Origin of the sequence: Streptosporangium sp. NPDC002524 (assembly GCF_040295985.1) — a bacterium.
Classification (GTDB): Bacteria; Actinomycetota; Actinomycetes; order Streptosporangiales; family Streptosporangiaceae; genus Streptosporangium.
This window is the reverse complement of the sequence record NZ_JBEOWK010000005.1, coordinates 197151-209824: the sequence shown is the minus strand read 5'-3', so window position 1 is coordinate 209824 and position 12674 is coordinate 197151. Positions and strand designations below refer to the sequence as shown.

At 70.1% G+C, this 12674-nt stretch carries 12 protein-coding genes; 2 read left to right on the top strand and 10 right to left on the bottom strand.

The genetic code is table 11. The annotated features are described in order from the left end of the window. The first annotated feature begins 240 nt into the window (after window positions 1-240). Window positions 241-1758 carry a sulfatase family protein gene (locus ABT053_RS10300; RefSeq protein WP_350968609.1) on the top strand — a complete coding sequence of 506 codons (1518 nt, stop codon included), beginning with the start codon at window positions 241-243 and terminating at the stop codon, window positions 1756-1758. A 103-nt stretch (window positions 1759-1861) separates the two neighbouring features. On the opposite strand, the gene ABT053_RS10295 is transcribed toward ABT053_RS10300, so the two are convergent. The 3 genes from ABT053_RS10295 to ABT053_RS10285 form a co-directional block, all read right to left on the bottom strand. Further along, entirely contained in the window at window positions 1862-3427 is a 1566-nt protein-coding gene (locus ABT053_RS10295; RefSeq protein ID WP_350968608.1) for a GMC oxidoreductase, read from the bottom strand. Between the two features lie 847 nt (window positions 3428-4274). Beyond that, window positions 4275-4862 carry a calcium-binding protein gene (locus ABT053_RS10290; protein ID WP_350968607.1) on the bottom strand — a complete coding sequence of 196 codons (588 nt, stop codon included), beginning with the start codon at window positions 4860-4862 and terminating at the stop codon, window positions 4275-4277. 578 nt (window positions 4863-5440) lie between these two features. Further along, window positions 5441-5770 carry a putative quinol monooxygenase gene (locus ABT053_RS10285; protein WP_350968606.1) on the bottom strand — a complete coding sequence of 110 codons (330 nt, stop codon included), beginning with the start codon at window positions 5768-5770 and terminating at the stop codon, window positions 5441-5443. 74 nt (window positions 5771-5844) lie between these two features. Here ABT053_RS10285 and ABT053_RS10280 point away from each other — a divergent pair, with 74 nt between their 5' ends. Continuing rightward, window positions 5845-6690: a YqjF family protein gene (locus tag ABT053_RS10280; RefSeq protein ID WP_350968605.1), complete on the top strand. Its 846-nt coding sequence runs from the start codon at window positions 5845-5847 to the stop codon at window positions 6688-6690. Window positions 6691-6726: 36 nt separating this feature from the next. Here the strand turns inward: ABT053_RS10280 and ABT053_RS10275 are convergent, their stop codons facing one another. The 7 genes from ABT053_RS10275 to ABT053_RS10245 form a co-directional block, all read right to left on the bottom strand. Further along, the gene (locus ABT053_RS10275) at window positions 6727-7947 is read right to left on the bottom strand and encodes a cytochrome P450 (RefSeq protein WP_350968604.1); all 1221 of its coding nucleotides are present in this window, start codon (window positions 7945-7947) and stop codon (window positions 6727-6729) included. Between the two features lie 212 nt (window positions 7948-8159). After that, complete coding sequence (locus ABT053_RS10270) at window positions 8160-9551, bottom strand: NAD(P)/FAD-dependent oxidoreductase (protein ID WP_350968603.1); 1392 nt, start codon at window positions 9549-9551, stop codon at window positions 8160-8162. Then, complete coding sequence (locus ABT053_RS10265) at window positions 9548-9841, bottom strand: ferredoxin (protein ID WP_350968602.1); 294 nt, start codon at window positions 9839-9841, stop codon at window positions 9548-9550. Before ABT053_RS10265 ends, ABT053_RS10270 begins: the two co-directional genes overlap by 4 nt. Window positions 9842-10168: 327 nt before the next feature. After that, window positions 10169-10369: a hypothetical protein gene (locus tag ABT053_RS10260; protein WP_350968601.1), complete on the bottom strand. Its 201-nt coding sequence runs from the start codon at window positions 10367-10369 to the stop codon at window positions 10169-10171. Between the two features lie 195 nt (window positions 10370-10564). Further along, the gene (locus ABT053_RS10255) at window positions 10565-11134 is read right to left on the bottom strand and encodes an ATP-binding protein (RefSeq protein ID WP_350968600.1); all 570 of its coding nucleotides are present in this window, start codon (window positions 11132-11134) and stop codon (window positions 10565-10567) included. A gap of 209 nt (window positions 11135-11343) precedes the next feature. After that, window positions 11344-11715, bottom strand: coding sequence for an STAS domain-containing protein (locus ABT053_RS10250; RefSeq protein WP_350968599.1), 372 nt, complete (start codon window positions 11713-11715; stop codon window positions 11344-11346). 225 nt (window positions 11716-11940) lie between these two features. Next, entirely contained in the window at window positions 11941-12309 is a 369-nt protein-coding gene (locus ABT053_RS10245; protein ID WP_350968597.1) for an STAS domain-containing protein, read from the bottom strand. Window positions 12310-12674 lie beyond the last annotated feature (365 nt).

Below are 12674 nucleotides of genomic sequence, written 5' to 3'. Positions count from 1 at the left end.
CGGCGGAGCACGCCGAGCACGCCGACATTCCGGCGCTTGACGTCGTCCTCTCCCCTTCGAGTCTTCGAGCTTTCGGGCCGCACCGAGGGCCTTCGGGCCGCATGAGGGCCTTCGGGCCGCACGAGGGCCTTTGGGCCGCACCGAGAGCCTTCCAGCCGTACCAAGAGCCTTCGAACCGCACCGACCGGTCCCGTTCCGGCGGGCTCACGATGCCCGCCGTCCTGCCACCGAGGGAGTCGTATGTTCGCACGCCCGCGTCGACGTCAGCTCAGTGCGACCTTGCTCGCCCTGGCCTGTACCGTCGCGCTGACAGGGGCCGCCGGCGCACCGGCGGCCGGCGCGTTGGAGGCCGGCGCGTCGGCGGCCGGCGCATTGGCGGCCAAGCCCAACGTGGTCGTCGTGATGGTCGACGACATGAACGTGTCAGCCCTGCAGTACCTGCCCAACGTGCGGTCGCTGCTCGCCACGCCGGGTACCACCTTCGACAACAGCGTGGTGTCCTACTCGCTGTGCTGCCCCTCGCGCAGCACCTTCCTCACCGGCCAGTACGCGCACAACCACGGCGTGCTGGGCAACCAGCTGCCGGACGGCGGGTACGAGAAGCTGCCCGCGGCGGAGACCCTGCCGGTCTGGCTGCGCCGGGCGGGTTACGCCACCGCGCACGTCGGCAAGTTCCTCAACGGCTACGGCCGCGCGCGTCCCACGGAGATCCCGCCCGGCTGGGCCGAGTGGTACGGCTCGGTGGACCCGAGCACCTACCGCATGTGGGGTTACACGCTCAACGAGAACGGCGTCCTGCGCACCTACGGCGCGGCCAACGTGGAGGATCCCGCGCTGTACCAGACCGACGTCTACGCTCGTAAGGCCGTCGACTACATCAGGCGCAAGGCACCGGCCGCCGAGCCGTTCTTCCTGTCCTTCGCACCGCTGGCGCCGCACGGCGAGGGGGCCGCCAACGGCTCGAACCTGTCCCAGCGCAATCCCCGTCCCGCGCCCCGGCACCGTGGCGACCTGGAGAACGTGACGCTGCCCAAGCCTCCCAGCTACGACGAGGCGGACGTCTCCGACAAGCCCGCGGCCGTACGCGACAGGCCTCGCATCACCCCCGCGAACGAGGACAAGATCGAGAACGTACGGCTCAAGGGACGCCTGGAGTCGCTCCTCTCCGTGGACGACGCGGTCGCCGACATCGTGGCGGCGTTGCAGGCGTCCGGCGAGCTGGCCAACACGCTCATCGTGTTCACCTCGGACAACGGCTGGATGCAGGGTGAGCACCGGATCCAGAGCGGCAAGACGGTGCCCTACGAGGAGTCGATCCGGGTGCCGCTGATCATCAGGGGACCCGGCCTGCCGGCGGGCAAGCACGTCAGCACGATCGCGGCCAACGTCGACCTCGCGCCGACGATCCTCGACGCCGCGGACGCGACCGCCGGGGTGACCGTCGACGGCCGCTCACTGCTGCCGATCGCCGCCGACACCGCGTCGCTCTCCCGCGGCATCGTGATCGAGACCGGTCCCAAGCAGAGCGGCCGGTGGTACGCCGGTCTGCGCGCCCCGAGGTGGAAGTACGTCGAGCACTCGACCGGCGAACGAGAGTTGTACGACCTGCAGCAGGACCCGTACGAGCTCGTGAGCGTGCACAACGACCCGCGCTACGCCGCCACGCGGCAGGCGCTGGCCAGCCGGCTCGCGACCCTGCGCACGTGTTCCGGCGACGTGTGCCGGCAGTGGACACCGGTGGCCGGGCCGACGCCCTGAGCCGGACGGTCACGGTCTCTGTCGTGTCGCGGCCTCCCGGTGAGTCGCGGGAGGCCGCGACATGATGTGGCATGACGTGGCCGGTCGCTTCGCAGGGTCGTCGTCACAGGTCGGTGGCGATGATCTTCTCGATGTTCCGTTCGGCGAGCGCCGTGATGGTGACGAACGGGTTGACACTGGTGTTGCCGGGGATCAGCGAGCCGTCGATGACGTACAGGCCGGGGTAGGCGGTGAGGCGGCCGTAGTTGTCGGTGGCCCTGTTCAGGACCGCGCCGCCGAGCGGGTGGTAGGTGAGGTGGTCGCCCCAGATCTTGTACACGCCGAAGAGGTCGGTCCGGTAGATCGTCCCCTCCTTGGCGTTGATCTTGTCGAAGATCGTCTTGGCCATGTCGATGGACGGCTGCTTCCAGGAGGTCTGCCAGTTCAGGTCGACCCTGCCCGTCGCGGCGTTCCAGGAGAACCGGGCGCGGTGGGGGTTCTTCGTGATCGACAGGTAGAACGAGGCGAAGGTCTCGATCCCGACGGGCAGCGGCGCGACCTCGGCGAACGCGCCGCCGGCGGCCCAGTTGTCGATGCCGGAGCAGGGGATGGTCGACTGGAGGCTGCCGGTCGGGTCCCACAGGTGGTTGGCGCGGCCGCACATGACGTTGCCGTTGTCGCCCCAGTTCATGCCGATCTCGCCGTTCAGGCCGGGCAGCGCGCCGGTGGCCTTCAGCTTGACCAGCAGCTTGCTGGTGCCGACGCTGCCGGCGGCGAAGAACACCCTGTCCGCGGTCACGGTCTTGGTGGCCGTGACGTCCCCGCTCGTGGTGAGCTGCTCGATGACGACCGCGTAGCGGCCGCCGGTCGCCGGGGCGACCGAGGTGACCCTGTGCAGCGGTGAGACGGTGACGTTGCCGGTGGCCCTGGCCAGGGCGATGTAGGTCTTCTGCAGCGACTTCTTGCCGTGGTTGTTGCCGTAGAGGATCTCGCCCGCCAGCGCCGATCTGGTGGCGGTCCCGGCCGCCTCCTGCTTCATGTGGTTCCAGTCGTACACGTTGGGCACGAAGACGAACGGGAGGCTGGAACGCTGGGCGTGCTTCCTGCCGACCCGGCCGTACTGGTAGCAGGCGGTGGTGTCGAACCAGGCCGGGTCGATGGAGGTGACCCCGAGCCCGGCGTTGGCGCGCGGGTAGTAGGTGTCGTACATCTCGTCGGCGTTCACCGACGGGAGGACGGCGCCGAAGTTCTCGCGCCTGGGAGTGACGGCCATGCCGCCGTTGACCAGCGACCCGCCGCCGACGCCACGGCCCTGGTAGACCGTGATGCCACCGAACTCCTCGGCGTCCAGGATCCCGGTGTAGCGGGCGATGTCCCTGTCGATCGGGAGGCCGAGGAAGTAGTTGAGGGGGGCCTTGGTCCTGGTACGCAGCCAGTACGACCGGTGGTCCGGCGAGGTCGTGGTGCAGAAGATCTTGCCGTCGGGGCCGGGGGTGTCCCAGGCCATGCCCATCTCGATCATGTGCACGCCGACGCCGGCCTGGGCGAGACGCAGGGCGGCGACGGAGCCGCCGTATCCGGTGCCGATCACCAGGGCCTGGGCGTGAGCGCCGTCGGCGATCGGAGCGGCGGCGGTGGCGGTGGCGGCCTGCGCTTGGGCTTGGGCTTGGGCCTCGGTCGTGTGGCCCATGAGGGCTGTGATCCCTAGTATGGAACCAGTTCCAGTCAAGAATCCGCGACGTGAAACGCCTTTTGGATCGGATCCAGCTGAGCCTTTCTCGCTCATGTGACTTTCCTCACACTCGGGGGGTGAAACCAGTTCTATATGTTTCTGGGGTGTTAATCCACCGCGTGGTCCGCGAGTGATTTGTGTCCTGCGAGCTACCGGAAACTCCGGGCACGGTACGGCTGACAACTCCGGGCATGATGCGGCTGGAAGGCCGCCTCCTGATCGGCACGGTACGGCTGGTAGGCCGCCTTCCGATCAGGCACGGTACGGCTGGTAGGCCGCCTTCCGATCAGGCACGGTGCGGCTGGAAGATCCTGCTCCGATCGGGCACGGTGCGGCTGGAAGGCTGTTTTCCGATCGGGCCCGGATCCGCGCCCAGGCGGGTCGGCGCCTCGATCGGCCCCGGATCCCGGGTGCTGGTTCTGTCCCGGTTCCCGCGTGCTCGATCTGTCCCGGATCCCGGTCGAGGAACACGGACCCCTCACGCCGGGAGCCCGCCGGACTCCTCGGGGGCGGTCTGCCGTCGCGACTCCCGCGCCGTCCGGGCGTCGCGACGACAGCCGCCCCCCGATGGGCGTCCGGACGCGGCGGGTGTCCCTCCGCGTTCGAGGGGCGTACGGATGCGGCGGCCGTCCGCCCCCCGTGTTCGGGACGTCGGCCTCGGCCAGGTGTTCCGGACGACGGCCCTCGGCCCGGTGTTCGGGACGTCAGACCTCGGCCCGGTGTTCGGGACGTCAGACCTCGGCCTTCGGCCCGGCGTTCCGGACGTCGGCCCTCGGCCCGGACCTCGGCCCCGGTGGTGAGGACGTCAGCTCTCGCAGGACTCCCGGACCTCGGCGTCGCAGATGTCACTGCCCGCGCCGCCGACGACGGAGTCGGGGCCCGCGTTGCCTTCGAGGACGTCGTCGCCGTCGTTCCCGTTCATGGTGTCGCCGCCGGCCTGGCCGGAGACGATGTCGCGGCCCGAACCGCCGGAGAAGCCGTCCTTGCCGGGCCCCAGGAAGGCGCGCATGGACAGGGGCGTGTTGTTGCGCAGGGTGTCGGCGCCGCCCTGGAGGCTGGCCTGGATGCCGGTGATCCCGGTGGCCGGGCAGCGGACCGTGTTTTCGTCGACGTTCTGGCAGGTCCCTCCGGTGGAGAGCGTGTCGTTGGCGTTCCTGACGAGGAGCGAGCCCTCGATGTCGACGTCGACGCTGATGTTGTCGGACAGGTTTCCCGCGTTGACGGACAGCAGGCTTCCGGTCACGACCACGTTGGTGCCGGCCAGCGCGGGCCCGGCGAAGGCCAGTGGCGGGGTGGCCATCAAGACCCCCACCGCCAGCACCCGCAGCCCCGCCCTGCGGATCATGCCCGGCCGCGACGGCTCGTACCTCGTGACGTTCCTCCGTGTACGCATGAATCCCCCGTGTGTTCGGTCGCCGGCCACTTCTGGTGGTGGCCCGCGGACGGGCTCCTGTGCCCGGGACGATTACATCCCGTGACCGCCCGCGACCTCGCGTCGCTGCGCGCGCGGTGGGAGAACTGTTTTACGGAGAGTTCTGAAAGCTAGACCGTTTTCATGGCCGGGCACCCCCGGCGCCCGGCCGAGGCGCACGCGACAGACGCGGCACCGGGGGTGAAGCCCGATTTCCCGAGCCGAAGCCCGTTTTCCCGTGCCGGGCCTGGCCTTTCCGGGATGAGTCTTGCTCGTCCCGGATGAGCCTGGCCCGTCCGGGTTGAGCCTGGCCCGTCCGGGGTGAGTCCGGCTTTCCGGGTTGAGCCTGCCTTTCCGGGCGGGCGGGGTGGGCGGGGTGGGCGGATGGAAGGACGGGCCGCTCGGCTCCGGCTCCGAGCTGGTGCCTGCTTCGAGCCGTTGCCTGCTCCGGGCCGATGTCGGCCCCGGATCGGTGTCGGCCCCGGGTCGGTGTCGGCCCCGGGCCGATGTCGGCCCCGGGTCGGTGTCAGCTCTGGGCCGGTGGCGGCTCCGGGTCGGTGTCAGCTCTGGGCGGGTGTCAGTTCCGCCATCCGCGACCAGCCCTCGCCGGGCACCTCGACGTTGATGATCTCCGGCGTGCTCGCGATCACCTCGGGCATCCAGGCCATCGCGGTCTTGAAGTGGTCCGAGCCCACGTGCGCCTCACCCGCTGCGGACGAGGCGAACGCCTCCAGCAGGACGAACTGGCCGGGCGTGTCGACGCTCCTGGACCACTCGAAGAAGACGTTGCCCGGCTCGTCGCGGGTGGCCCGGGTGAAGTCCTCGACGAGCGAGAGCCACTCTTCGACCCGCTCGGGACGGATGGTGAACTTGACGGCGATGAAGATCATGGGTTGGCCTCCTCGGCTCTCCTCCGGCTCCGGCGGGACGCCGATACCGCCGGAATCGCGGTTCTGTTGAAATCATGGCTCTGTCGAGAACCAAGACGGATGTCCGCTCGCGGGTGTCGCGCGGGACGACACCCGGTGCCATGGCCAAGATAAGTGGCGGACGCGCCACCCGGGCGCCCCCGCCACCCGAGAAGGAGCGGATCATGCAGGCTCCGCCGTCCCCCCACCTGACCCGCCCGGTCATGTACCACCGCTGGTCCGAGATGACCTTCATGCACTGGCGGTACCCACCGGCCGCGATCCAGCGGCTGCTGCCCCCCGGCCTTACGGTCGACACCTTCGACGGCACGGCCTGGGTCGGCCTCACCACGTTCCTGATGGAGGACGTGCGGGCGCCGGGCGTGCCCGCGCTGCCGTGGCTGTCGCGCTTTCCCGAGACGAACGTGCGCACGTACGTACGCGACGAGCAGGGACGGGACGGTGTCTGGTTCCTGTCACTGGACGCCGGGCGCCTGCTCGCGGTGCTCGGCGCGCGGGCCGGATACGGGTTGCCCTACTTCTGGTCCCGCATGGCCGTCCGCGCCGTCGGCGAGCGGCGCGGCTACCGCTGCCGCCGACGCCTGCCGGGGCCCGTCGGCGCGCGGTGCGACGCGGTCGTGGAGCTCGGCCCGCCGTTCACGGAGCCGGAGCGCGACGAGCTGGCGCACTTCCTGACCGCCCGCTACCGGCTGTTCACCACGGTCGCGGGCAGGACGGCGACCGCCCAGATCGAGCACCCCGACTGGCCGCTGCGCCACGCCCGGCTGATCCACCTGGAGCAGGACCTGCTCCAGGCGGGCGGGCTCGACGCCCCGGACCGCGCGCCCGTGCTGCACGCCTCACCCGGGGTGCCGGTACGGATCGGGATGTGGACCCGGTGACGTACGGGCCCTCCCGCCCGATCCGGGTCCGTACCGTCACTCCTGCCTGACGAGGAGGTGGCGCGGTCCGCGCAGGACCGCGCTCTGCCGGTACGGGGGCGGGTCGGCGACGAGCCGGGGGCTCTCCAGGTTGCGGAAGAGCTCGTTCAGCGCGATCTGCGCCTCCAGCCGGGCCAGGGGGGCGCCGAAGCACAGGTGGACGCCGGCGCCGAAGCCGAGGTGCTGGTTCTCCCGCCGGTCGGGGTCGAACCGGTCGGGGTCGCGGAAGTAGGCGGGGTCGCGGTTGCCGGAGGCGAGCACGAGCGTGATCCGCGACCCCTTCGGGATGACGGTCCCCGCGACGGTGAGGTCGCTGTACGCGGCCCGCCAGGGGATGAGCTGCACCGGCGGCTCGTAGCGCAGCAGTTCCTCGACCGTCCGGACGATCATTCCCGGGTCGCGGCGCAGGCGCTCCAGTACGTCGGGGTGGCGCAGCAGCGTCAGCACGCCGTTGCCGATCAGGTTGACGGTCGTCTCGTGGCCCGCGATGAGCAGCAGGTTGGCGGTGCTGACGATCTCCTCGTCCGTCATGCGCCCGTCGGGTCCGTCGTCGTTGGCCAGCCGGGACAGCAGGTCGTCACCCTCGGGACGGCCGCGGCGGCTCTCCAGGAGCTCCGCGAGGTAGTCCCTGAGGCTCTCACGGGCCCGCACGCCCTCCCTCATGCGATCCTCGGAGTCCGTCGCGGGATCGACGTCGAGCATGGCGACGATCGCCTCGACCCACCCGTGGAACCGCGGCTCGTCCTCGCGGGGTACGCCGAGCAGGTGGCAGATCACGGTGACGGGGAAGGGATAGGCGAAGTCGTCGACGACGTCGATCTCGTCCTTGCTCACCAGGTCGTCGATCAGGCGCGTGACGATGGCGTTCAGGTCGGGCCGCAGGTCGTCCACGAGCGTGGGCGAGTGCGGGGGGCCGAAGTGCCGCATCGTCATGCGGCGCAGCCGGTCGTGCTGCGGCGGGTCGAGCCCGATGAACGCCGGTGTGTCCCCGCGCATGGCGAGGGTGGGTCCCGGCTGGTCGAGGTTGTGCGCGTCTGAACTGAGGTGCGGGTTGTGCAGCAGCGCGGTGATCTCCCGGTAGGTGCTGACGATGTAGCCGCCGTCGTCCTGCCGGGCCACCGGGGTCCTGCGCAGCTCGGCGTAGAGCGGGTACGGATCGGCCCGGCTGGAGTGGTCGAGGATCCGCTGGAAAGTGCTGGACGCCTGGGTAACTGTCATGGCCGCTTCTTCTCCTTGGATGTGCCGCTTCCGTTCTGTGCCTTTTCCGGCCCGCGTCGCGTTCGGCCTGTGCCGCTTCCGGTCGTCCGGAGTGCCGCCGTCCCGGTCGACCTGATCGAGCCCGTTGAGCCCGTTGAACTTGTCGGGCCCGGTCGGGCCCGGTCGGGTTTTGTCGGGCCAGGTCGCACCTGAACGAGCCCGGCCGAACCTGGTCAACCGCCCGGTCGTGCGAACGCCACACGCCGCTCGCTCGGCTCGTGGCCGGTGACCACCACCGTGGCTCCGTGAGTGATGATCACCGGGTCGGGGAAGTGGGCGGGCACCGGCTTCATGCCCGCGGGCTGGTCGGGCGTGGGGCAGGCGGGCGGGAAGGGCGCCGCCGTCTCGATCAGATGCCGGTAGTGGTCGAGCCACTTGGCGTTGTCGAAGCTGACCGCCGCGGTGACCCGGCCGCGGTAGCCGTACGTCGCGACGAACCGGTGCTCCTCCACCGAGCCCTGCGTCACGACGACCTCGTCCGACAGGACGGGGACGCCGACGGACTTGATGTTGACGCCGAACTGTGTCGACCAGAACGTCGGCATGGACAGGTGCGGCCAGCGGTCGGTCGGCGAGCTGACCATGTTGTGGGCCGCGACCTGGGCCTGTTCCACCGCGTTGGCCCAGTGTTCCAGCGACAGGAACCGGTACTCGTAGACCGGGTGCGGGCAGCGTGCCACGTCCCCGGCGACGAAGACGTCGTCGGTGACCAGGCCGTTGACGTCGAACGCCCGGCAGCCCGAGTCGCAGGCCACGCCCCAGACACCGGCGGCGAGCCCCGAGTCCCGCAGCCACTCGGTGTTGCGCACGCCGCCGAGCGCGACCACCACCACGTCCGCGTCGACCGTGTCGCCGTCGGAGAAGTGGGCGCGGCGCACCCGTCCCCGCTCGTCCCCCTCCAGCCGCGCGACCTTGACGCCGCAGCGCAGGTCGACGCCGTGGGCACGCTGGAGGTTCGCGGCGATCGAGCCGATCATGCTTCCGAGCGCTCCCACCAGCGGGGCCTCGGCGACCTCGGCGACGGTCACCGGTATGTCGCGCTCGCGGCACACGGAGGCGATCTCGGAACCGGCGAAACCGGCCCCGATGACGAGCACCCGGCCCGGCCCGGCGGCCAGCCGCTCCCACAGGCGGCCGGAGTCGTCGCACGTGCGTACCACGAACACGCCGTCCAGGGCGGCCTCGGCCTCGTCGGGCCAGAGCCTGGCCCGCACGCCGGTGGCGATCAGCAACCTGTCGAAGGGGATCTCCCGCCCGTCCGCGAGCTCCACCCGCTTGCCCGCGAGGTCCAGCGCGGAGGCGGGCACGCCGAGCATCCATTCCGCGCCGATCTCGCGACGCCGGGGCAGCGCGGTGCCGTCCGCGGGCACCCAGCCGGTCAGGACCTGCTTGGACAGCGGGGGCCGGTCGTAGGGTTCGCGCGCCTCGTCCCCGACGAGGGTGAGCGAGCCGGTGAAACCCTCGTCACGGAGCGCCTCCGCGGCCCGCAGCCCGGCGAGGGAGGCGCCGACGATGACGATGCGCCCGTCGCGCCTGAACGTCTCCTCGCTCCGCTCGCTGGTCACATTGTCGCCGTTCCGGTCGGGGTCACCGTCGCCGCCGTCGCGGCCGTGGCCGGGGCCGTGGCCGTTCCGGTCGTCGCTGCGGGCGGGATCGCGTTCGCGTCCAGCCGGTCGACGAGAATCGCCTGGACCGGGCAGGCGGCCGCCGCGCGCAGGACCTGGTCCCGTTGCCCCTCGTCCGGGCTGGAGTGGAACACGAGCGCCTCCTCACCCCGCATCCGGAACGTGTCCGGAGCCAGGAAGGCGCACTGGGCGTACCCCTGGCATCGCGCCAGGTCGACGACAACCCTCATACGGACCATCCCTTCCGAACCTTCGTACGGCTGAGTGAGACGGAGAACCGGGACGGCGGAGTCGATTCCGGAGGTGGACGGCGGTCGTGGCACTTGTTCCGGTGGGCGGCTCCCGCTTCCGATGGACGGCTCCAGAGCTTCCGAAAGGGTCGGGAGACGCGGCGGACACCGAAGGACGGGCACGGGTCCCGGGCGAGACGACGCCCCCGGCCGGTTCCGGGGAACATCCAGACGTCCTCCCGTGACACCACCTGTACGGCGTTGACCTGCCTAAATAAGGCTAACCCGGACATTCGGCCGATACATCGCCCTTGTGTCAGCGGACGGTCAAGGATTGCGTACGGAGAGAGAGGGTCGGTGACGGAAACATGACAACGCGGCACGCTTCACCGCGACGACCGCGACGACCGCGATGAGCAAGGCGAGCACGGCGATCGCGATCATCGCGGCGAGCGCGATGAGCAGGACGGGCGCGGCGGGTACGACGAGCGCGGCGGACGCGGCGAAGCCGGGTGTCCGGGCGGGCACGTACCCGGCCCCACGCTCACCGAGGGCCCACGACGTCCTCGACCAAGGCCGAGGCCCCGGATCGCCGGAGATCACCGTGGATCGCCGGAGATCGCCGGAGATCACTGGGGATCATTGGAGATCGCTGGAGATCACCGTGTGACGATCATCGGAGACCGCTGGATCGTCAGACCCTTCGGGACTTCCCGGGACCTCTCAGAAGGAGACCTGGAGCTCGCCCTGGCCGGGGTCGTCCCGCGCGGAGTCGGCGGCGCCCCGTACGGAGTCGGCCGTGCTCCGTACGGGATCGGCGACGCTCCGTACGGGATCGGGGGCGTCGGTGGTGTCGAGGTCGTCCCGCGCGGAGTCGGCTGAACCGCTGGCCCCGCTCCGGGTCGCCGGAGAGCCGATCCGCATGCGCAGGCGGACGCGGGACCCCTCCTCCACCTGATCGATGGTGAACTCGTCGCACAGCTGGTTCATCAGCCACAGGCCGAACCCCCGGACGGTGCCCGTGGGGCGTTCGCTGGGGACGTGCCAGATGGTCAGGAGCCCCAGGGTGTCGGTGACGTCGACGGTCAGGTAGGTCTCGTTCTGCCAGATGGCGAGTGTGCCCTTGCCCCCGCCGTGCTCCAGGATGTTGATGACCGCCTCGTTCGTGACGAGGAGGAGATCGTCCAGCCGTTCGCCCCGCATGCCGGCTCGAGCGGCATGATATTCGAGACGATCTCGCAAAGCACTGAGATCCTCGTCGATCGGCCAGTGCTGGCCGTGGTCGCCGGTCACGACACCCCCTTGAGGTCGCCTTGTCTGGCAGTCACCGGGGGGCGAGCCGACTTGCTCCAGAATCAGGGCGTTGCTGACGAGTTACACGATGCTAGACACCTGCCCGCTCATTGCCAACTTACGACCGCCCGAGCCAACAGATGTTCGCTCGGTCGTGTCCGGGAAAGTGACGGCCGATCGGGGGGGCAGGGGCCGGGGTTCGGGGTCCTTCAGGAAGGCTGGCTCGGCCGCAGCACCTTGAGCGCGTCGGCCACGGTGGGCTGGATGCCGAAGGCCTGGGCGAGACCGGTCAGGTGGAAGAGCCTTTCGAGGCGGGGGTGCAGATTGACCAGGACGATGCTGCCGCCGCGGTCCTGGACGGTCTGGCGGGTGTTCAGGAAGCTCTGGATCCCCGTGGAGTCGCAGAAGGTCAGCTCGGTCAGGTCGATGACGAGATCGTTCCTGCCCTGGCCGATGGCCTCCTGCAGGTCGTGGTGGAACCGCTCGGCGTTGCTGTAGTCGAGCTCGCCGGCCAAGGTCAGAAGAAGCATCTCCTTCACGGCGGGGTCGGACACGTCGGTCACGCGGACGGCAGCGCTCACGGATATACCTCTGCAGACAGTCGGTGGGAGGAAGACTCGGCCGGGGGGTGGCCGCCGGGCGTGACGCCCGGATCGGAACCGGAGAGCGGTGACCCGATCACGATCGCCTCGGGACCGTAACCGGGACCGGAAGCCGTGGAGGGGGCCGATCTGGTTGCTCTCAGCGTACGATCCTCCGAATTCCTCTAGAGAACCCTTACGGTACAACTGAGGAGCAATCAGCCGTTATCCCACTGTGGTTACGGTGCCCGGACCCACGCTGAGCACCTCCGTCCAGCCACACAGCTCGACGATCCGCCGCGTGTGCGGCCGGAGCCCGTCGACGATCAACCTCCGGCCGCCCGCCAGCCCGAACGCCGTCTCCGCCAGCACTCTCAGGCCGCCGACGTCGACGAAGTCGACACCGCGGAGGTCGGCGTGCAGATCGCCGCCGGTCCGTTCCGCCGCCATGGCGAGCGCGCGCGTCAGGATGAGCCGCGTGCCGAGATCGATGTCTCCCTCGCAGCACACACCGGCGGGCCGGCCGGTGAAGAGAATGCGCAGTGAACCGTGGTCGACGTCACCTGTCATCGCGATCACCTTCTGGGTGCGCATGAAGGTCAGTCAACATCTGTCGTGTCGGTACAGATGGGTCGGCTGATCGCCATGAGGCGCCGGTCGTGCCGGGCACCTGCTCTCATCATCCTTCAATCGGACGGCTACCGGTACGGTCCACCGCCTGCGAGTTTCGGTCACTCATCGTGCTCAATCGAACACGTCCCACGACCGCCCCCTTCGCGCCCTCGTGGCCCGGGGCTCGCCGCCTGGCGGGGATACCCGGCACGGGAGGGGGTAGGCGGCATCCGATCCGGCAACGCGGGGATCCGAGGATTCAAGGATCCAGGAACGCGGGAAAGCGGGAAGGCCGGGATCCGGGAACGCGGGAATGAACGCCGCGCGGGATCGGCTGACCAAGGAGC